General features: G+C 39.7%; 18 protein-coding genes. 5 read left to right on the top strand and 13 right to left on the bottom strand.

The window, feature by feature from the left end:
• Positions 1-71: 71 nt before the first annotated feature.
• A complete protein-coding gene (locus SPK86_RS10045; RefSeq protein WP_284139093.1) occupies positions 72-1,055 on the bottom strand; it encodes a LacI family DNA-binding transcriptional regulator in 984 nt (327 codons plus the stop codon).
• Positions 1,056-1,432: 377 nt separating this feature from the next.
• On the opposite strand from SPK86_RS10045, the gene SPK86_RS10040 reads away from it, so the two are divergent.
• Together SPK86_RS10040 and nrdG are read left to right on the top strand one after the other, a co-directional pair.
• Positions 1,433-3,292, top strand: a complete 1,860-nt coding sequence (locus SPK86_RS10040) for an anaerobic ribonucleoside triphosphate reductase (protein ID WP_443089772.1) — start codon at positions 1,433-1,435, stop codon at positions 3,290-3,292.
• Positions 3,289-3,750 carry an anaerobic ribonucleoside-triphosphate reductase activating protein gene (gene nrdG, locus SPK86_RS10035; RefSeq protein WP_284139092.1) on the top strand — a complete coding sequence of 154 codons (462 nt, stop codon included), beginning with the start codon at positions 3,289-3,291 and terminating at the stop codon, positions 3,748-3,750. Before SPK86_RS10040 ends, nrdG begins: the two co-directional genes overlap by 4 nt.
• A 77-nt stretch (positions 3,751-3,827) precedes the next feature.
• Here the strand turns inward: nrdG and guaC are convergent, their stop codons facing one another.
• The 12 genes from guaC to SPK86_RS09975 all read right to left on the bottom strand — a co-directional run bounded on the left by guaC (position 3,828) and on the right by SPK86_RS09975 (position 16,218).
• A complete protein-coding gene (guaC, locus tag SPK86_RS10030; protein WP_284139091.1) occupies positions 3,828-4,811 on the bottom strand; it encodes a GMP reductase in 984 nt (327 codons plus the stop codon).
• Positions 4,812-4,896: 85 nt separating this feature from the next.
• Positions 4,897-5,097, bottom strand: coding sequence for a hypothetical protein (locus SPK86_RS10025; RefSeq protein ID WP_330949283.1), 201 nt, complete (start codon positions 5,095-5,097; stop codon positions 4,897-4,899).
• Positions 5,098-5,219: 122 nt separating this feature from the next.
• Entirely contained in the window at positions 5,220-6,203 is a 984-nt protein-coding gene (locus tag SPK86_RS10020; RefSeq protein WP_330949282.1) for a tagatose 1,6-diphosphate aldolase, read from the bottom strand.
• A gap of 18 nt (positions 6,204-6,221) precedes the next feature.
• Positions 6,222-7,157 carry a hexose kinase gene (locus SPK86_RS10015; RefSeq protein ID WP_284139089.1) on the bottom strand — a complete coding sequence of 312 codons (936 nt, stop codon included), beginning with the start codon at positions 7,155-7,157 and terminating at the stop codon, positions 6,222-6,224.
• 31 nt (positions 7,158-7,188) lie between these two features.
• On the bottom strand, positions 7,189-8,337 hold the full coding sequence (nagA, locus tag SPK86_RS10010) for an N-acetylglucosamine-6-phosphate deacetylase (RefSeq protein WP_284139088.1): 1,149 nt from the start codon (positions 8,335-8,337) through the stop codon (positions 7,189-7,191).
• Positions 8,338-8,421: 84 nt separating this feature from the next.
• Positions 8,422-9,597: an SIS domain-containing protein gene (locus SPK86_RS10005; RefSeq protein WP_330949281.1), complete on the bottom strand. Its 1,176-nt coding sequence runs from the start codon at positions 9,595-9,597 to the stop codon at positions 8,422-8,424.
• A gap of 45 nt (positions 9,598-9,642) precedes the next feature.
• The gene (locus SPK86_RS10000) at positions 9,643-10,551 is read right to left on the bottom strand and encodes an ROK family protein (RefSeq protein WP_284139086.1); all 909 of its coding nucleotides are present in this window, start codon (positions 10,549-10,551) and stop codon (positions 9,643-9,645) included.
• A gap of 87 nt (positions 10,552-10,638) precedes the next feature.
• Positions 10,639-10,806 (bottom strand): DUF6903 family protein, encoded by a 168-nt coding sequence (locus SPK86_RS09995; RefSeq protein ID WP_284139085.1) that lies wholly within the window; start codon positions 10,804-10,806, stop codon positions 10,639-10,641.
• Positions 10,796-12,967, bottom strand: a complete 2,172-nt coding sequence (gnpA, locus tag SPK86_RS09990) for a 1,3-beta-galactosyl-N-acetylhexosamine phosphorylase (RefSeq protein WP_330949280.1) — start codon at positions 12,965-12,967, stop codon at positions 10,796-10,798. Before gnpA ends, SPK86_RS09995 begins: the two co-directional genes overlap by 11 nt.
• Positions 12,968-12,976: 9 nt before the next feature.
• On the bottom strand, positions 12,977-13,858 hold the full coding sequence (locus SPK86_RS09985; RefSeq protein ID WP_284139281.1) for a carbohydrate ABC transporter permease: 882 nt from the start codon (positions 13,856-13,858) through the stop codon (positions 12,977-12,979).
• Positions 13,859-13,875: 17 nt separating this feature from the next.
• Positions 13,876-14,766 (bottom strand): carbohydrate ABC transporter permease, encoded by an 891-nt coding sequence (locus SPK86_RS09980; RefSeq protein ID WP_284139083.1) that lies wholly within the window; start codon positions 14,764-14,766, stop codon positions 13,876-13,878.
• A gap of 96 nt (positions 14,767-14,862) precedes the next feature.
• Complete coding sequence (locus tag SPK86_RS09975) at positions 14,863-16,218, bottom strand: carbohydrate ABC transporter substrate-binding protein (RefSeq protein ID WP_330949279.1); 1,356 nt, start codon at positions 16,216-16,218, stop codon at positions 14,863-14,865.
• Positions 16,219-16,381: 163 nt separating this feature from the next.
• Here SPK86_RS09975 and SPK86_RS09970 point away from each other — a divergent pair, with 163 nt between their 5' ends.
• The 3 genes from SPK86_RS09970 (at position 16,382) to galT (ending at position 20,131) form a co-directional block, all read left to right on the top strand.
• The gene (locus tag SPK86_RS09970; protein ID WP_330949278.1) at positions 16,382-17,224 is read left to right on the top strand and encodes an AraC family transcriptional regulator; all 843 of its coding nucleotides are present in this window, start codon (positions 16,382-16,384) and stop codon (positions 17,222-17,224) included.
• 426 nt (positions 17,225-17,650) lie between these two features.
• Positions 17,651-18,643, top strand: a complete 993-nt coding sequence (galE, locus tag SPK86_RS09965) for a UDP-glucose 4-epimerase GalE (RefSeq protein WP_330949277.1) — start codon at positions 17,651-17,653, stop codon at positions 18,641-18,643.
• A gap of 6 nt (positions 18,644-18,649) precedes the next feature.
• Positions 18,650-20,131, top strand: a complete 1,482-nt coding sequence (galT, locus tag SPK86_RS09960) for a UDP-glucose--hexose-1-phosphate uridylyltransferase (RefSeq protein WP_330949336.1) — start codon at positions 18,650-18,652, stop codon at positions 20,129-20,131.
• The last annotated feature ends 242 nt before the right edge of the window (positions 20,132-20,373 follow it).

Here is a 20,373-nt window from a genome sequence, read left to right as displayed (position 1 = left end):
TAACTTGACTCTATTTGACAACAGATACAAACGTGATGCTTTAAATCAGCCTACACCCCCTTCTTTATTACTCAACTAACTCGCGTTGATCCACGCTCAATAAGCTTCACTCGCAACTCCTTTTCAGTTATAGGAATGGTAGTATCTTGAATTCGAGTAATCAGCATTTCCGCAGCTGTTGCGCCAATCTCATAGATTGGTTGTGCCATCGTCGTTATTGCTGGTTTTGTTGCTTTCCCAATGCCGATACCATCAAATCCAATAATCGATAGGTCATCCGGAACGCGATACCCTAATTGCTCTGCTGCTTTTAACGCACCTACTGCCATTAAATCGTTTGCAGCAAACAAGCCATCGATATCTGGGTGTTCTGTAAGCATCTTTTTCGTTGCCTCAAAAGCAGCTTCAAATCCATACTTCCCTGACCGAATATACCCTGAAGAAAACCATGGTTCATTTTTGACAACATCTAAATATCCCTTTAAGCGGGCTTTTGAGCTACTCGCATTTTCCGGACCACAAATATGACCAATACGCTGGCAGCCTTTTTGCATAAGGAATCTTACTGCTTGCTGTGCGCCATCTTGATTATTTACTGTCACAAGATCAATATCAATGCTAATTTTACGATCAAGTGCGATCATCGGAGTGGTTATATCAGATACATCCTCCTGTGAAAGCTTGCTCGATACAATGATCATTCCATCGACTGATTTTTGCCGTAATGCATTTAAATAGGCAAGCTCCTTCTCCTTTTCATCATCCGTATTGCACAACACAAAGGTATACCCATACTTACTCGCAACATCTTCAACCGCACGAGCTAATTGTGGAAAAAAGGGATTCATTATATCAGGTACGAGTAAGGCAACCATTTTGGACCTTCCTTTATAAAGACTTCTTGCCACATCGTTCGGCTGATAATTTAACTGTTTAATTACTTTTTCTACACGTTCTTTCGTTTTTATATGTACATATCCAGATTGATTAATAACCCGTGATACCGTTGCTACAGACACACTGGCTTGTTTTGCGACATCTCTAATAGTTGACATGATACATTCCTTCCTTCACTCCCTGTAACCCGTTACATATAGACGTATACGTATGCTTTTAATGAGAAATCTAGCTACCTAGTAAGACATACGGAATACGTCATAGTACTATGAAAAACGACATACAGCATTATGTAAACCGTTACATTTATATTTTTCTAAATATAATGGTAAGATATTTGCAAAAAATTGTCAAATTAACGCATTGGAAAATATTAAAAACATATAAATAGTATAAAAGCCAAAAACGTCACCGCGAATTCAAAAAACGGATGCTCTACTTATGATACGATGAAAAAAGAAACTATATATTGTATATAAATAAAAACAAAACACAATATATTGTATTTCAGCTACAGGATGGGAGGTATTTCACAATGATCGTAGAAAAAGAGGAACATGCGCTCATGCGAGCTTTTACTGACATTGTAGATACAACAAACAGAGATTTTTTACAGGAAAACGCAAATGTAGATGGGCAAACCCCAATGGGACAAATGGGCAAATTTGCTTCGGAAGGAAGTAAATTTTACACGAATGAATATCTACTTTCACAGGAAGCACGACAAGCAGTAGAAGAAAACTATCTTCATATTCATGATTTAGATTTTTATTCGACAGGTACAACAACCTGCTGCCAAATCCCGTTAGGAAAGCTATTAGCACGTGGCTTTAATACCGGCCATGGTGCTATTCGGAAGCCAACTTCCATAACAAGCGCCATGGCATTAGCCTCCATCATCTTTCAAGCAAATCAAAATATGCAGCATGGTGGTCAAAGCTATCCTTTATTTGATTATGACCTTGCACCATATGTCCAAAAAACGTTTCAACGACATAAAGAACGACTGGAACATTACCCGACAACTTGGACAAGCATGGAAATCATCGAACAGGCATGGAAAGATACAGAAAAGGATGTATACCAAGCGTGTGAAGCATTTATACATAATTGTAACAGCATGCATTCTCGTGGTGGTGGACAGGTTCCATTTGTATCCATTAACTATGGCACCGACACCTCTAAGGAAGGAAGAATGATTACGAAAAATATTTTATTAGCAACACAAGCTGGCCTAGGAAACGGAGAAACACCTATTTTTCCAATTCAAATCTTTAAAATAAAAAATGGGACGAATGCAGAGAAAAATGAACCAAATTATGATCTGTATGAATTAGCACTGCAAACGACTGCCAAACGGCTATTTCCGAACTTCAGCTTTATCGATGCGAGTATGAATCAAATCCATTATGATGGAACGCCTGAGTCAGAGGTTGCTTATATGGGGTGTCGTACGAGAGTGATGGCAAACCGACACGGAGGAGAGACAAGTATTGGTCGTGGAAATCTTTCTTTCACATCGATTAATCTCGTAAAAATCGCCTTAACAACAGGGAGCTTTCAAGCTTTCCTTAACAAGCTCGAGCAATATATGGACATTGCAATTCGACAGCTGTTAGCGCGGTATTCTTTTCAAAGTAAAAAACATGCACGCCATTTTCCATTTCTTTACCTTCAGCACATATGGAAGGACAGTGAAACATTAGAAGCACATTCCAAGTTAGATAATGTGTTAAAGCATGGCACATTAAGTGTTGGCTTTATCGGCTTAGCGGAGGCGTTAGTAGCATTAACAGGAAAGCATCATGGTGAAAGTCATGATGCACAGCAAATCGGCTTACAAATTATAAAATGGATGCGCCAAAAGTTAGAGCGCGCATCGAATGATTATGATGTTAACTTCTCACTATTGGCTACTCCTGCAGAAGGATTATCTGGTAAATTCACAAGGAATGATCAAAAACAATTTGGTAAGCTGCCTGGAATTACGGATCGGGATTACTATACAAATTCGTTCCATGTTCCTGTTTACTTTCCAATAAAAGCAATTGATAAGATTCGGAAGGAAGGACCATATCATGCCCTATGTAACGGCGGGCATATCTCTTACATTGAATGTGATGGAGATGTTTCTAAAAATATACCTGCCCTCAATCAATTAGTTAAAGCGATGGCCAATGCGAATATGGGATATGCTTCGATTAACCATCCAGTTGATCAATGCCTGAGCTGTGGTTATTCAGGAATTATTGATCAAGCTTGTCCTGTTTGTCAAAATGCAGATGAAGATTATATTGAGAGAATCCGCAGAATCACAGGTTATCTTGTTGGAGATATGTCACGGTGGAATGCGGCAAAATCGAGTGAGGAACGAGAAAGGGTAAAGCATCGATGAAGGTCATGAACATTATCCATGACTCTGTTGTCGATGGGCCTGGCCTTCGTACGGTAATCTTTTTAGCTGGTTGCCCACATCAGTGTCCAGGCTGTCACAATCCTGAAAGCTGGAAAATGACAAATGGAACCAATATGTCCATCGAAGAAATCCTACGTGAAGTTGAAAGTAATCCACTAACAGATGTCACACTATCTGGTGGTGAACCTTTCATCCAAGCAAAGGAGCTAGTAAAACTCGTAGCATTGCTGAAAGAAAGAGGAAAAAATGTATGGATTTACAGTGGCTATACATATGAGCAGCTATCTACTTCAATTAATCCATACCAGCAGGAGCTACTTGCTTTATGTGATGTTTTAGTAGATGGAAAATTTATTCAGGAAGAACGAGATTTGAGCTTATCCTTCAGAGGAAGTAGGAACCAAAGCATTATTGATCTGCATCATATAGGCGGGTAATAGGAGATAAAAAAAGAGGGAAGCAGCCACCGTTAGACTATCTTACCGGTGGCTTTATTGCCTCTTCGTTTCATCGTTTAGTATATTTTATCTCCATTGAAAATCGAGTTTTTCACCACAACATAATCCACTTTTTGAATCGCTTCTAAATCCGTTCCACCTGCATAAGAAATAGATGATTGTAGATCCTGTTCCATCTCAACAAGCGTATCCATTAAAGGTCCTTTGTACTCAACATACATGCGCTTACCTTCTACATTTTTCTTTTCACCTTTTTGGAATTCAGAAGCAGAACCAAAGTATTCCTTATACTTCTTTCCGTCCCTCTCTACCGTTTCGCCTGGCGATTCTTCATGCCCTGCAAATAAGGACCCGATCATTACCATTGTAGCTCCAAAACGAATCGATTTCGCCACATCACCATGTGTACGGATGCCACCATCAGCAATAATTGGCTTTGTAGCTGCTTTTGCACACCAGCGAAGTGCAGCCAGCTGCCAGCCACCTGTTCCAAAGCCTGTTTTAATCTTTGTAATACACACCTTTCCAGGACCAATCCCAACTTTCGTCGCATCGGCTCCTGCATGCTCGAGCTCCCGAACCGCTTCTGGTGTACCAACATTCCCTGCGATAAGGAAGCTTTCAGGTAAATGCTGTTTAATATGCCGAATCATTTCAATAACGGAATCGGAATGTCCGTGGGCAATATCAATTGTAATATAATCTGGAATCTGTTTTTCACGTGCTAATTGCTCAATAAAAGCGTATTCATCATTTTTCACGCCAACACTAATTGATGCAATTAATCCTTTTGCATGCATACTTTGAATAAACTCGATTCGTGTTTCTGGTTGAAATCGATGCATAATATAAAAATAGCCATTCTCAGCTAGCATTATGGCAAGGTTCTCATCCATAATCGTTTGCATATTCGCAGGAACAACAGGTAGCTTAAACGTATGCTTTCCTAACGTAACCTTCGTATCACATTCTGATCGACTTCGCACCACGCATTTTCGTGGAACCAACTGAATATCCTCATAATCAAATACATTTTCCATCCAAATCACTCCTATTTCCGAACATTAAAAAGTAAATTAATAAAAACATTCGACTTTTGTAATATAAATCATTTTTCAAAGAATGTCAATCTGAACAGAAACGGATAAGGGTGAAAATGAGTGCGAGAATTACCTTTAGTCGAGCCAGAAAGTCCCAAACCTCAACTCGATCTAGAATGTGCATCAAACGATCAAGATTCACCCCAATTCGATCAAGAATCCACCACAAACGATCGAGATTCACCCTAACTCGATCAAGATCTACCCCAACTCGAGCGACATCCACCCCTCTCCCCCCAAAAACCGCACAAAAAAAGTAAGGTATGCCTAACGATATGAAAATATCATACCGAATAAACGCAATACCTTACTTTTCTTAAATACGAAGCTTATCTTAATCTAATTCGATTAAAATTTGTTCCATGGGGTTGCTGTTTCTTTAATAACATCCATTACTTTCGTTAGATTAGCTGTTCCTGTTGTTTCTAGCCATTGGTAGAATTCTTTTTCTCCAGCTTCGGCAAATGATTGAACGCCTTCCTTCCAAATAGCTCTTCCACATAAGCTTCCGCTAAAGCGAGCGCCTGCTTCTTTGGCAAAATACAGTGTATCGATAAACTGATCATTCGTTACACCACCACTTAAATAAATAAATGGTACGCCACTTTTTTCGGAGCATGTTCGGTAAAGCGCTGCTGCTTCTTCTTTGCTGTACACAGCTTCAGCTTCTGATTTAGAGAAGCCTTCAATATGATAAATAGATACTGGTACTTCTACCTTTAATACATCGACACCATACGCTTCCTTTGAAAATTCTTCCATAAAGTATTCAACAATGGCAGGCTTTACTTTCGCAAAGTCTGTTCCCTTTGCGTCAAATCCTTCCGCACTATAGGAAACTGGCTCTAAAATAAAGAGAACATCGTTTTGCTTACACTCGTCACCGACACGCTTTATAAATGCTTGCTTTAATCGGTTAATGCTCTCTTCTTCCTTATGATCATAATAGATTAATAGCTTTATTGCACTTGCTCCTTGCTCGACTAAATCCTGTACTGCATAATCATCAACGAGGTTTGGAAGCCTTCCTTTTTCCGTCGCATCATAACCTGTTTTTTCATATGCCATGATTAAGCCGATATCCTTGTTTAATTTTTTGGCAGCATCCCAGCCATATTCTGGATCTAGCAAAAGTGAAGAGGATTGATTACCAAGTACTTCACTAACGCCCACTTTAAAGCGGCTTAGACCATCGGCATAGCTAATTTGATCGTTTAATCCTTGAATCATCTTACCAAGTGAGCCGCGTTGATCCATTGCTGTTGCTAAAATCACATGGTTTTCATTGGAAATTTGTTCTAATCCACGTCGCTTTCCTGGTGTTAAATTCATCTTCAAACACCCTCCCATTTAATGTCCAATTTTAATGACCTGTATTTGTTCCATGCACCAATCGAGCTTTTCGATATCGATAAACCCTGTTTTTTCTTCCATGGCGTTCAACGTTCCCATTGCCATTCCATATTTAAGTAAAGGGGCTTCTTTCATGCCTTTCGATAAACCTGCGGCAAAGCCTGCAACAACGGAATCCCCAGAACCTACCGGATTGACTGCAGTTACGTTTGGAATCGTTACCCGATACAATTTATTTCCTTCCTTTACAATTGCACCATTAGCTCCTCTTGTAACAACAACCATTGGAATGCCTTCAAATCGTTCATCCTGTAGTCCATCTAACAAGGCAGCTTCTGTCGTTAGCGTCCTACCAAGCAAATCAGACAGCTCTGATTCGTTTGGCTTAATTAAATACGGCTTATTGACCGATTGTAATGTACGTTCTAATAAGTCTCCCTTTGTATCCAAGAGAACTGGCACATCCTGTTCAGCTGCAAGTGCAAGCATTTGTTCATAGTAGTCTGCAGCGATCCCAGCTGGCAGACTCCCCGAAATGGCTACAAGACTTACTTCAGGAAGATGCAGAGAAAAAGCAGCTAACAATCGTGCTTGCTCTTCTTCAGATATCAGCGGTCCACCTTCTAAAATCTCTGTTTGTTGTCCTTCATGAATAAGGGCAATACAGTTACGTGTTTCGCCTTTTATTCCGACAAAATAATCTTCAATGCCAAGCTTCGTAAGCTCACTTCGAATAAATGCACCTAAACTTCCACCTAAAAACCCTGTTGCAGCAACATTCACATTTAGCTGCTGAAGGACGCGTGCAACATTTAATCCTTTTCCACCAGCAGTTTTCGTTACGTCGGCTACTCGATTAACGGTATCCAATGACAGCGTTTCGAGTTTATAGCTAATGTCCACTGCTGGATTTAACGTTACGGTAAGTATCATTGCTTCACCCCCAATCCAATCTATCAAAATCCTAGACGCGCTTATATTTCAAATTTCCTTCTACAGCTACCGCTTGGACATCCAATTGTTCATTTAAAACAACATAGTCAGCAAGCTTTCCTGGCGCGATACTTCCTAGCTCGTTTGCACGGCCAAGGCTAGCTGCTGGAGATAATGATGCTAAATGCCAGACATCATAAAGGGCTTTTTCACTCCAAGCATGGAGGTTCTTTACGCCATCAATAAGCGTTAATGTACTCCCAGCTAACGAACCCGTCTCTGTTCGAGCAACTCCTTGCTTCATAATGACTGGAAATTCACCAAGCTGATAATTTCCATCAGGCATTAAGCCCGCACGCATGCAATCTGTAATTAATTGCAGCTTATCTTCCTTCACCCTTGCAGCAAATGCCGCTACCTCTGGATGAACATGAAAACCATCACAAATTAATTCAGCAAATGCATGCGGATTCGTTAATGCAGCGCCTACTACACCTGGATTGCGGTGATGCAGCCCTGACATGCCATTAAATAAATGCACAAAATTTGTTGCACCAGCAGCAACCGCTTGCTGACAGCACTCAAAGCTGGCATCCGTGTGCGCAATGCTTGGTAAAACACGACTCTCACGCATTTGCTTAATAAACGGAATGCTATTTTCCCTTTCAGGTGCTAGTGCTATTTTTACAATAGAACCTTCGGCAAGCTCCTGCCAGCGCTCGAATTCTTGCATATCTGGATCGCGAAAATAACTAGGATTTTGCGCACCTTTATGCTGTTCTGTAAAATACGGTCCTTCGAGAAAAATACCTTCTGATTGCGCACCTTGTAGTCCGTCCTTCACAGCGTTCACAATAGCCTGGATCGATGCTTCGAGTGCTGCTTTACTAGATGTCAGTGTTGTTGGTAAAAAACGTGTTACACCTAGGGCTAATATTGCTTCGGAAATCAAATGGATCGCTTCTGCAGTTCCGTCCATAACATCCTGATTTTTAATGCCATGGATATGGGTATCAAACAAACCAGGCGCAACCGTGTACCCAGTCCAATCAATAATTTCCGCATCATTCGGGACGTTATTAACAAACTCACCAAAACGCCCATTATTAATTTCAAGAAACGAATGAAAAGCCTCTCCATGCTCTAATAAAAAACGATCTGCTTTTATATAGGTAGTCATTGTACATGCTTCCTTTGATTGTAAATTAGCGTCATCTTAATACGCTTCCGAATCGATGCATCTATTAACGCTTAGTTGAGCCGATTACACGTCGTAATGATGAATGGTAACACCCTGTACAACACGATTTACACGTCCATCTGGACTCGGATTGTCTGGTGTAATTCCAAGCGCTAAAGACTTCTTCAATGCAACCGTTTGAGCGAAAATAACGTATAGCAATGCAAGATGAAAATCATTAGAAAAGGCTGTTTCACTTTGGTTTACCGTAATGGTCCAATCTGCTAATGCAGCTACCTCTGCATCTTCTTTTTCTGTTAAGGCAATGACCTTCATACCAGAATCATCCACTGCTAATTCACGCAGTATATCCATGTCATATTTACGCGTGTAGGACTGCTGTGACATGAATAGTACAACTGCTGATTTCTCATGCAGGATAGATTTTGGACCATGACGAAAGCCTAAGGATGATTCATGAATAGCAACAACCTTTCCAGCTGTTAGCTCTAGCATTTTTAACGCTGCTTCATGAGACAACTGTCCAAATAGCCCTGAGCCAAGATAAACGATGCGTTCAAAGTCGAATGAAAGCATATCATCGACAACATCCCCAACATGATCCACGAAATGCTGAGCCTGCTCCACAAGAAGCTGCTCCTGTTCTCCATTAAATGGCGTGGACTGGAATAATGCATACGCGGTAAGAATCATGCTTGTAAAGCTACTTGTCATAGCAAATCCTTGATCATGTGCTTTATCTGGCATTAAAATAACGAGTGCTTTATCATCGTTTTCGACATTTTTCGCAAGCTGTCCACCCTTGTTACACGTGATCACTACTTGATAAAAATGATCAATTAACTGTTCCCCTAAAGCTACTGTTGCCACACTTTCTGGACTATTTCCAGATCGTGCGAAAGATACCATAATCGTCGGTACTTGCTTTAATAAATATTCTTCAGGATTAGAAACGATATCCGTTGTTGCAATTGCTTCAAACTGGATGTTCCCGGAAGTTCCTTTACGAAGTGCAGGTACGACTGTATCTCCAACAAAAGCGGATGTTCCTGCACCAGTAAAAATCACTCTAACTTGATCATGCTTTTGATAAATAGAATCCACAAATGTCTTCCATGTATCCTGCTGCTGTAAAATCATTTCAACGAGCTCATTCCATACTTCTGGCTGTTGATAGATCTCCCTTGCTGTATGGATAGCCTTGTATTTTTCAAGCTGTTCAGCTGTGATGTTAAACATTTTTCATCCTCCATATTTGTTTATTTACTGTTTTCCGTAAGATTACTAGCTTTCAAACACGCGGAGTCCTGCACCGACAACACCTTGTTCGTTTTTAAGCTGACTGATCTCCATATTGTTCAAGATGTGCTGTTGCTCTGGAAGGAGACTACTTCCTAGCTTCTCCTTGATAACATGGAGAAGAATTGGATTATTCGTCGCTACACTACCACCAATAACAATTTTATGTGGATCTAGTAAGCTATTAACCATGTATATTCCTTGTGCTAATGCAGTTGCCGTTTCGTCAATCAACTGCTGTGCATGTATATCCCCATCATAATACGCATCGAATAGTTTCTTTGCTGTGATTGATGAATCATCGAAACGATACTTCGCTTCTTTCTCAATAGCTGGCCCAGAAGCGATTAGCTCAAGTCTTTCCAATCGCTCTAGTCTATCCTTTCGCGGACTAAGCACAGGAATTAAACCTAGTTCCCCTGCAAAGCCCGCACCACGTACAAATTGTCCGCCTTGAATAATCGAACAGGAAATTCCTGTACTAATCGTTAGGTAAACGAGTAGCTGATCATTCGTTAGCTGTGCTTGCTTCCACTCTGCAAAGGCCGCCATATAGACATCATTATCGATTCGAATCCGCTCGATATGTAATGCCTCTTTGACGCGCTCAACAAACGGAAAATTATCCCATGGTAAATTGTTTTGAAAGACGGCAATTCCTTTCTCCCGATCTACCTTTCCTGGCACACCTGCTCCAATGCCATAAATATGATCTAATGGAATACTAGAATGATTGAGAAGCTGCTCTACACACCCAATCACCTGTTGGAACATCTTCTCGCGATCAGAGGGATCACTTTTCACAACTTCCTTTTGGATCAAATCGCCTTTTTCATTGACAATGCCAGCGGCGATTTTTGTTCCTCCGATATCGATTCCAATCGCATACTTCATAACCGAACACTTCCCTTCATCGCTGATTTTTATAATCAGGTAGGAATTGCTATTTTCATTGGAAAAATCGTGTCACATACCGATTGGTCACGTAAACTTTCGATTGTAATTCCAAAGCAAAACGAGCAAGCCTCCAAGTCCGACTAATTGCATAAACAAAAACGTTCGCCCAACGGTTCGCTGTCCATAAATGATCAAAAACATACAAAAGAGAAAGAATACGACTTTTAGAATACGAGAAAGATTATCTTTCATCCTGCCATTCCTCCCATATAATTGCACTTGGTGCTAGTGACACATTCCGCTTTACGCCGTTTCCATCATATACTTCTGTTTCTTGCGGCTCATTCGAATTATTCACAATCGCATATTTTCCAGCTTCCGGATATGCATGTACTTCACAATGAATATTCGATGCATGCCAAATCTTATATTCTTTTTCTTTATTTGCCGCGTAATACATAGCCCGCATTAATAATCGCGTATTGGAATGACTATACGGTAACCCGGCAATGTAAACCGATCTACCCTTACCAAATGGTGCACTAGCTAAATGCACATCTCCATCCGAATTCTCAATAATCTCTGTATCTTCTCGGGTAGCATAAACGTTTTTCATGCTTTCCCCAAAATCATACGTATCGATATCTTCTGCAATAAAGTGGTTTTGTGTAGTCGCTGTATAATATTTATTCGTAGATAAGCTAAAGCCTAATTCCTTATCTACACCAAGCACGTTCGCAAGCTGGAAGAAACGTCCCTCATGATGATATGCAGTCGGTTCTCCAATTCCAATAAATCCTCCGCCATGAAAGACCCATTCGGTAATTTTTGCAACTAATGCTTCCTCCTGCCAGCGCTCTCCACCGGAAAATGCTGTTCCCATATCACCCGCATTAATAATGACGTCAATACCTTCTGGGACCCCATTCTGAATTACATCATCAAAGCTAATGAATTCTACTTCAACTGCCGATCCACTTAATGCTTCTAATACACCTTGGTACGAATAAATTTGCTTATACCATTTGCCGTGTGCGACGATATGTGTTTGCCAAGATCTTAGCTTACCCCATGAATTTAATATCGCTACACGTAATCCGGTATACGGCTTGACATCTTTAATATTGCTATAAATTTCGCGAAATTCATCGGTAACTTTTTCAACATAGTCAACGAACGCTGGGAATTTATAAGCAAGACTTAAATAGCCTCCATAGCCAATTCGATCTAGCGGCTTTCGCATTAAGGCACGACGAGCAGTAAGCCAATTTTGATTTGCTTCAATTACTGGATCATTGCCTTCATAAAACGTATCTGGGAAAAAGTATGGTAAAAATCTTCCCTCTGTATATTTCACATGCGGAATGTCTGAAATGATTCGTAGCGTTGTTCCATCACCAACACTTCCAACAACAGCATCCAAGCCTGTTTCTTTAAAATATTTTCCGTACGGCTCTGTTCCAATCCAGTTATCACCAAGGAACATCATCGACTCTTTTCCAGATTCGCGTACAATATCGACTAATTCCTTTACTTCCTTCGCTACAAACTGCTGAATAAAGTCCATATAATCTAAATAGGCTTTAGAAGGAACACGGAACGTAGAATTATAGTAGCCTTGATCGACAATATCCTCTGGTCTTAAACGATATCCTTTTTCTTTCTCAAACGCTTCTAATGCTGCAACCGATACACTTGCACCATAACCAAACCAATCAACAAATTTTTCTTTTCCTAAATTGTTGAATACAAGGGTAAAGTGATAGAAAAATGTGGTGAAACGAACAACATCTGTGTCAGGGTTTTCCTGCAACCATTGCTGTAAATATTGCTTCATAAATTGGTTTGAATGTGGCTGACGAACATCAAACGGAATTTCATGTGGCTTGTCGCCCCAATCATTCGTAATATGGTTATACATTTGGGTAGGATCCCATTTCATATAGGCAAGAAAGGATACGGTATATTCATGCCATGGTGTTGCATCATGAACTGTCAATACATTATTCTCTTGATCGACAGTCCATTTCTCCTGGTCTACAACTGCACCAGTAGTCCGGTCAATAACCTCCCACCATTTCTTCGGGTCATGTACATAATCCGCTTCAATTTGCTCTTCGAAATAGCCAGTTAAAAACGTAATATCCAGTGTTGTAGATGTTGCCGTATTATACTGGGACATTAAATATAGCTGCTGTACTTCTTCTGGATGCTTTTCAGCAAATTCATTATGACTTCTCGCCACAAAATACGTCGTATAGATTTTGGCATCCAATTGCTTAATTTCATCATCAAGCTTTGTTCCGTCACTATCTCGAAGCGCATCTGCACCCCAGCGCGCCATTAATTCCTTTGTTTCTTGTAAAAAATTCTGCTCACTCGGTAAGGTTACTCTTCCTGTTTGTTTTTTCATCTGATACACCTATCCTTTCAATCCTCCAACCGTCATCCCTTGAGTTAATCGTTTTTGTACAATAATGTATAAAATTAATGTTGGTAGCATGACAATAACCATGCCTGCATACATTGGTCCGTAATTTACGGCGGCTCTTTCCGCTGCCATTAAGTTCAATAAGCCGACTGGCAGTGTTTGGTTTTCTCCTGGCATTAATGTCAGCGCAAGAATATATTCGTTCCAAAATAGGAGAAAATTAAATAACACGACAATAACAATACTCGGCATTGCCATTGGAAGCATTACCGAAAACATCGTGCGAAAATATCCAGCTCCATCAATACTTGCAGCTTCTTCAAAGTCAGCAGGTAATGTTTCAAAATAACTGGAAAGCAGAAAAATAGTGAACGGTAATGCCGTTGATGCATAAACAAGCGCAAGCATGAAACGATTGTTTAAAAAGACACCATCACCCATAATGACACGTAATGCGGTATCCCAATCAAGTAGCATAAGAAAGATAGGAACAGCAATATAACTCATATTGATAAATAACCCTGCTTTTACAAAGCTATTCAAAAATTTACTTCCCCTAAATGTAAAGCGTGATAATACATATGCTGCTGGTAATGCAACAGCAAGCAAAATCACTAATGCTAATACCGTAACAATGACAGAGTTAAGTAGATACTCTCCCATTTTTGCCTCATTAAATGCTTCTATAAAGTTTTGAAAATGAAAGCCATTTGGCATTGCCCAAGGACTGCCATAGAACTCTGCATTTTCCTTAATAGAAGCGAGAAAAACCCATCCAACTGGAATAAGGATGGAGATTGCTAATGAAATTAATGCAACATAAACAAATAATCGAAATAACTTTTCTGTGCTAATACCTTTTGATTTCTTCATCAATCTGCCAAACCTCCTTAATATTCCAGTACGTCACGCTTCGTAATTCGTGTAACAATCGCTGCAAGAACAAATGAGAAGGTAAAGACAACGACTCCGATTGCCATTCCATAGCCGTATGTTGAGTTCCCGTAGGCTTGTGCATACATGTAGGAAAGGAAAACTTCTGTCGATCCATCTGGTCCACCATTCGTCATCGCTTTTACAAGCAAGAAGCTTAAATTAATCGTACTAATGATAAAAAATGTTAATGTTGTTCGGATATTGTTCCAAATTAGTGGAAGGGTGATGCTCGTAAACTGCTTTAATTTACTAGCGCCCTCTAATGATGCAGCTTCGTAATAGCTTGCAGGTATACTTGCCATACTAGACATGTACATGACCATGTAATATCCGATCGCCTGCCAAATTAACGCACCCGCAATACTATAGATAACAATTTCTTGATTTCCGAGCCACATTTGCTGAAGATTTTCTAGGCTTAACATACCGAAAACGCTGTTTAACAATCCATTTGATGGATCATAGATTGCGGAGAAAATACCCGCAATAACAACGACAGAAAGGATGTTCGGAATGTAAAAAATGACACGGAAGAAGTTAGCTCCTCGTACATTTTCTTTCGTAAGAATTGCTGCAAAGAACACCGCAAAAACAACAGTGATCAACGCTACTACAACAATTAACAGGATGGAGTTTTGAAAGGAACGAATGAAATTCATGTCATTCCATAACGTTCTAAAATTATCTAAGCCCACAAATTGCTGTGTGTTAGAAAAGCCTCCCCATTGATACAACGACATCCGAAACACTTCTATCGTTGGAATAACCATAAATAAGAGAAATAATATTATTGCTGGTGCAACACTAACCAGAATAAATATATTTCTCGACTTCGATTTACTCATCTCGTTCACCTCTCTTAAGCAAATAAAACGGCGAGCCTGTATACCCACCGTTTTATTTTTAAGTTACTGTCGTTCTTATACAGGCATACAAATCATTTAATTCATTGCATCTCTTAGCTTATCACTTGCTGCTTCGACATTTGCCTGCCATTCTTTATACGAAATTTTTCCACTCATGACACTGTCGATTGAACCATATAATGTATCTCCCATATTTACACCAGGTACAGGCTTTGTTGAAGCAAATGTACCCATAGCTGGAAGTGCACCTTCACTCTCATAGACACTGTAGAATGTTTTGTTTTGTCCTTCTAATTGATCAATAATTCCATTCACAGGCTGAATCGCACCTGCTTCTAGGAAAATTTCTGCTGCTTCATCGGAATACATGTACGAAATAAATTCTTTCGCAGCATCTTTATTTTTTGCAGCTGCTGGAATCCACATTTGCTCAAAGAAAGTAAATGCATAGCGGTCTCCACCTTCTTCAAAAGCAGGCATTGGCATCATAGCCCATTCAAAGTTCTCTGCTCTTGGTGCTTCCGCCATTTCTCCTGCAACCCATGTTCCATTCGGCATGAATAATGCTTTATTATCCAAGATTAATTGTTGGTTCTTTGTAAAATCGTTCGGATTCGCATTTGCTACCGTGTTCTTTTCTGTATAATCCTTTAACTTCTCAACTGTTTCGAATACTTTCGTTGCTTCTTTTGACTCCCAAATTCCATCTTCATAAGTCATTGCAGAATTAAAGAAGTCTGTACCTCCTGCAGCATAAAGCATGGATCCGATAAATGTATCAAAATAACCAGTTGTTGGGTATGTGAATAAGGAAATACCTTCTGCTTGTGCTTTTTCTCCTAGCTCCCACATTTCATCCCATGTTTTTGGAACTTCCCAACCTTTTTCTTCTAATAGACCAGCATTGTAGAATAATCCTGTTGGGCTATAGAACATTGGTGCTAAATATGTTTTACCATCTGCATATGGATTTGTTGCTAACGTATTAGTGAAACCAGATAACATTTTATCTTTTACGTTAATATCCTCACCATATACTTTTCCTTCAAATACATCTGAAATATCTTCTAAGCCATTTTCCTTAATTAACGTTTCTGTTAATGCTTCTGGACGTCCAGTTGCTAGTAAAACAGCATCTGGATATTCTCCAGCCTGCATGTTCGGACGAATGACCTCTTCTAAATTCTTCTTTAATGTTAATTCGATTTTCACATTTTCATTTGCTGCCTCGTAGGATTCAGCGATTTTGTTCCACATATCTGCGCCATATGCAGATTCTAATGCGGCTACTTTTAGTGTCGTTTGCTTTCCCTTATCCTTGTCACCTGCTGCATCATTGTTATCGCCTTCTTCTTTATCCCCAGAACAAGCTGCCAGGCCGACAACTAACAAAACAAGTGCAAACATCCAAACTATTTTCTTGAGCTTCATATGCGTGCCCCCTACTTTTTTTATTTTCCACATCTTTATCGTACAAATAATAAAACGCTTTCACAATAAACATCTTGTTGATATTTTTAGTTATATTGCTTTTTATATTATAACTCGATAAAATAATATAGTAACAATATGCTCCATCGAAAGGATGAGATGAATGTCCTATGAAGTTTATAAAATGAAGGATTTTTCGGTGGAAAAAATGCCCTTTAAGCTGTTATACATTACCCATTCTGAATATGACAAAGGCTGGCATAGCACGCAGCACACGCATCATTTTACAGAGCTTTTTTATATTGTAAAAGGAAAAGGAGCATTCGTACTTCCACAAAAGGAAATTCCGATTAAAGAAAATGATCTTGTCATTATTAATCCAAATGTCGAGCATACAGAAAAATCAAACCCACAGGATTCCTTGGAATATATTGCATTAGGGATTGAAGGACTAGCCTTTTCGCTACCAAAAGAAATGGATTCCAGTGTTGGACTTTACACCTATCAAGGAGATCGGAAGGACATGCTCTTTTATCTTCAAAAGCTTTTAGTAGAGGTCCAGCACGGGGATGCAGAATACGAGATTGTTTGTCAAAATATAATTGAGATTTTAATTGTAAAGCTACGAAGAGAAAAGAATTTCAAGGTGGAGCAAATTGAAACAAAGAATGTAAACAAAGCGGTCGCATTTGCTATGCATTACATTAATCAGAATTACCGTGATAATATTACACTTGATAAGCTTGCCAAGGTTGCCCATATTAATAAGTATTATTTGGCACATAGCTTTAAAAAGGATATGGGCGTCTCTCCCATTGACTATTTAAATAAAATCCGTGTGCATGAGGCACAAATTTTATTAGAAACAACCGATTATCCTATCTCTTATATTGCTGAAATTATCGGGTTTTCTTCACAATCATTTTTTGCACAAGCGTTTAAACGAAGCACAAACGAAACACCTTCAAGCTATCGAAAAGCGGCAAAGAGTAAAGGAAGCGTATAACTTGTACGGTAAAGAGCATCCAATGCAAATTTTGTTGGATGCTTTTTTAGTGAAATTGTTTTTCGTTTACGTTTCGTAACTTTTTCGAAAAAAATCCGACGTTCTACTATACTAATTAAACAAGATAGATTAGACTAACAGTAGTCCCCTATTTTTTTGATTGATAAAACAATCGCTTGCTTTCCCTTCTTTGTTGCAAGCATATATTTATTTTCCACACTTCACCCTGTTCATCGCGGTGTTTTTTGTATTTTTATTGAACAGGAAAACGACTATTATGAAGGACTGCAGTTGCATTTCAGCTCCGGTTTGTTCGCATACTCATGGATACATGAACTTTTGTAAGGAAGAACATTGGTGCATGATGTGAATGAAAGCAGTCTTTTTGACATTAACCAAACATGATTTCCCTGAAGGAGTGGTAAAATGAGTATTTTAGTTTTAGGTGGAGCAGGATATATCGGCTCCCACGCAGTTTATCAGTTAATCGATCAAAAGAAAGACGTAGTTGTTGTCGATAATCTGGAAACAGGTCATCGAGAAGCACTGCACCCCAATGCAACCTTTTATCATGGTGACATTCGCCAAATTGATTTTCTCCGCACTGTATTTCAAAAAGAACAAATTGATGCCGTTCTCCACTTTGCAGCGAATTCGCTCGTTGGAGAATCTATGGAAAATCCATTAAAATATTTTGATAATAATGTTTACGGAACACAAGTATTACTTCAGGTGATGACAGAGTTTCATGTAAAGCACATCGTCTTTTCATCTACTGCAGCAACCTATGGTGAGCCAGATCAAGTGCCTATTACAGAAACGATGACGACAAACCCTACGAACACATATGGTGAAACGAAACTAACAATGGAAAAAATGATGAAATGGACAGCAAAGGCTCACGGAATCAAGTTTGTATCGTTGCGCTATTTTAATGTTGCAGGTGCAAGAGCAACTGGCGAAATTGGTGAAGACCATCATCCAGAAACCCATCTTATTCCGATTGTCCTACAAACCGCATTAAAGCAGCGCGACAACGTAACCATTTTTGGAGACGATTATGCTACACCAGATGGGACGTGCATTCGTGATTACATTCATGTCGAGGATTTAATTGCTGCCCATTTGCTTGCGCTTGATTATTTACAGCAAAATGGCGAGAGCGATATTTTTAATCTAGGTAGCAACCAAGGCTTTTCCGTGAAAGAAATCGTTGAAGCAGCAAGAAAAGTAACAGGTGAAGAAATCCCGGCATTAATTGGCCAGCGTCGCGCAGGGGATCCAAGTAAATTAATCGCTAGCTCCGCAAAAGCAAAAAAAATACTCGGATGGCAGCCTACTCGCACATCCATTACAACGATTATCCAGGATGCTTGGAATTGGCATAAATCACATCCACATGGATATAGAAAGGATTAACCGATGATGATTTACAACGATATAGCAGGCCTCGTGCAACAGGCAATCCAAACCGAACTCATCGAGGTGATAGATGCACGTTACACCCGAAACCAAGTAATGCAGTTACTTCAATTGGATAGTTTTCCTGATTCAATTGCTGAAACGACAGATTCTATTCCGAATCTATTAGAAAAAATCGTCCAATACGCGGTCGAAAATGAAGTCATTGAAGATACGTTTGATCAGAAGGACATTTTATCTGCGAGCATCATGAATTGCTTTGTAGCTCGTCCCTCAGTTGTTCAACATACGTTTTATGAAAAGTATGCGCAATCCGCTGAGGCCGCAACCGATTATTTTTATGCATTAAGCAAAAACAGCAATTATATTCAAATGAAGCAAATCGCCAAAAACATCCATTATAAAGCAGATACAGCTTACGGAAAATTAGATATTACGATTAATCTTTCCAAGCCTGAGAAAGACCCAGAACAAATTAAGCGTGAGCGCGAAAGTAAGCAGCATGCAGTCCAATATCCGAAGTGCGTATTATGTGTAGAAAATGAAGGATATGCTGGACGGATTAATCATCCGGCGCGCGCAAACCACCGCGTAATTAACGTACCTCTTTTTGATGAAAATTGGTATTTACAATACTCACCATATGTTTACTATAATGAACATAGCATTCTTCTTTCGGAAGAGCACCGAAACATGAAAATCGACCGAAATGCCTTTGCCCGATTAGTGGAATTCACAGCAAAATTCCCACATTATTTTATCGGTTCAAATGCAGACTTACCTATCGTCGGCGGCTCTATTCTTTCGCACGACCATTATCAGGCAGGTTGCTATGAATTTGCGATGACGAACGCGGAAAATGCTTTTTCATTTTCACTGCAAGGATTTCCGGGCGTAGAGGCAGCTGTTTTAAAATGGCCATTATCCGTTATTCGACTACAAAGTAAAAGCAAAGACCAGATCATCCATGCAGCAGGCCACATTTTAGAAACGTGGAAAAGCTATGATGATGCCAATGCGGATATTATCGCATTCACAGAAGAAACGCCACATAACACGGTAACACCAATCGCCCGACGTCGTGGTCAGCAATATGAGCTTGATCTTGTATTGCGCAATAACCGTACGACTGAAGCGCACCCATTAGGAATATTTCATCCGCATGAGGACGTACATCATATTAAAAAAGAGAACATCGGACTAATTGAAGTAATGGGCTTAGCCGTCCTACCAGCAAGACTAAAGGACGAGCTCGCAACCATTAAGCAATATTTGCTTAATCAACCGGTAACCGTAGCAGCATACCATCAAGCATGGGCAGAACAAATGAAAGCAAAATATACCCCATCTACAATAGAAGAAGCAGGAGAAATTGTAGAAAAAGAGCTTGGCTTGAAATTTGCACGTGTGCTAGAAGATGCAGGCGTATTCAAACAAACTAATGAAGGAATCAAAGCCTTTAAACGATTTATCCAAACATTATAGAGGAAAGCGTACGCGTGAGCTCGATTGGGCTCACGCGATTTTTTTTGGGAGTGTGGGGTGCTTCTCGCTTGAGTTTGGGGAGTTCTCGCTCTAATTTGGGTGGCTCTCGCTCGAATTGGGGGATTCTCGATCGAATTGAGGCTTTCTCGATCGAATTCGAGTGGTTCTTGATCGTTTGAGGCACTTTCTTGATCGTTTGGAGCACTTTCTTGATCGTTTCGGGGCTTTCTCGATCGAATTCG

The organism is Virgibacillus sp. MG-45 (assembly GCF_036409425.1).
GTDB lineage: Bacteria > Bacillota > Bacilli > Bacillales > Amphibacillaceae > LDC-1.
The sequence above is the reverse complement of the archived record's forward strand: the minus strand, read 5'-3'. Positions and strand labels throughout refer to the sequence as shown.

Bases quoted from the DNA above. Each gene is read 5' to 3' on its own strand.
- SPK86_RS10045 (WP_284139093.1), bottom strand. From the start codon at position 1,055: ATGTCAACTATTAGAGATGTCGCAAAACAAGCCAGTGTGTCTGTAGCA.
- SPK86_RS10040 (WP_443089772.1), top strand. From the start codon at position 1,433: ATGATCGTAGAAAAAGAGGAACATGCGCTCATGCGAGCTTTTACTGAC.
- nrdG (WP_284139092.1), top strand. From the start codon at position 3,289: ATGAAGGTCATGAACATTATCCATGACTCTGTTGTCGATGGGCCTGGC.
- guaC (WP_284139091.1), bottom strand. From the start codon at position 4,811: ATGGAAAATGTATTTGATTATGAGGATATTCAGTTGGTTCCACGAAAA.
- SPK86_RS10020 (WP_330949282.1), bottom strand. From the start codon at position 6,203: ATGAATTTAACACCAGGAAAGCGACGTGGATTAGAACAAATTTCCAAT.
- SPK86_RS10015 (WP_284139089.1), bottom strand. From the start codon at position 7,157: ATGATACTTACCGTAACGTTAAATCCAGCAGTGGACATTAGCTATAAA.
- nagA (WP_284139088.1), bottom strand. From the start codon at position 8,337: ATGACTACCTATATAAAAGCAGATCGTTTTTTATTAGAGCATGGAGAG.
- SPK86_RS10005 (WP_330949281.1), bottom strand. From the start codon at position 9,597: ATGTTTAACATCACAGCTGAACAGCTTGAAAAATACAAGGCTATCCAT.
- SPK86_RS10000 (WP_284139086.1), bottom strand. From the start codon at position 10,551: ATGAAGTATGCGATTGGAATCGATATCGGAGGAACAAAAATCGCCGCT.
- SPK86_RS09995 (WP_284139085.1), bottom strand. From the start codon at position 10,806: ATGAAAGATAATCTTTCTCGTATTCTAAAAGTCGTATTCTTTCTCTTT.
- gnpA (WP_330949280.1), bottom strand. From the start codon at position 12,967: ATGAAAAAACAAACAGGAAGAGTAACCTTACCGAGTGAGCAGAATTTT.
- SPK86_RS09985 (WP_284139281.1), bottom strand. From the start codon at position 13,858: ATGAAGAAATCAAAAGGTATTAGCACAGAAAAGTTATTTCGATTATTT.
- SPK86_RS09980 (WP_284139083.1), bottom strand. From the start codon at position 14,766: ATGAGTAAATCGAAGTCGAGAAATATATTTATTCTGGTTAGTGTTGCA.
- SPK86_RS09975 (WP_330949279.1), bottom strand. From the start codon at position 16,218: ATGAAGCTCAAGAAAATAGTTTGGATGTTTGCACTTGTTTTGTTAGTT.
- SPK86_RS09970 (WP_330949278.1), top strand. From the start codon at position 16,382: ATGTCCTATGAAGTTTATAAAATGAAGGATTTTTCGGTGGAAAAAATG.
- galE (WP_330949277.1), top strand. From the start codon at position 17,651: ATGAGTATTTTAGTTTTAGGTGGAGCAGGATATATCGGCTCCCACGCA.
- galT (WP_330949336.1), top strand. From the start codon at position 18,650: ATGATTTACAACGATATAGCAGGCCTCGTGCAACAGGCAATCCAAACC.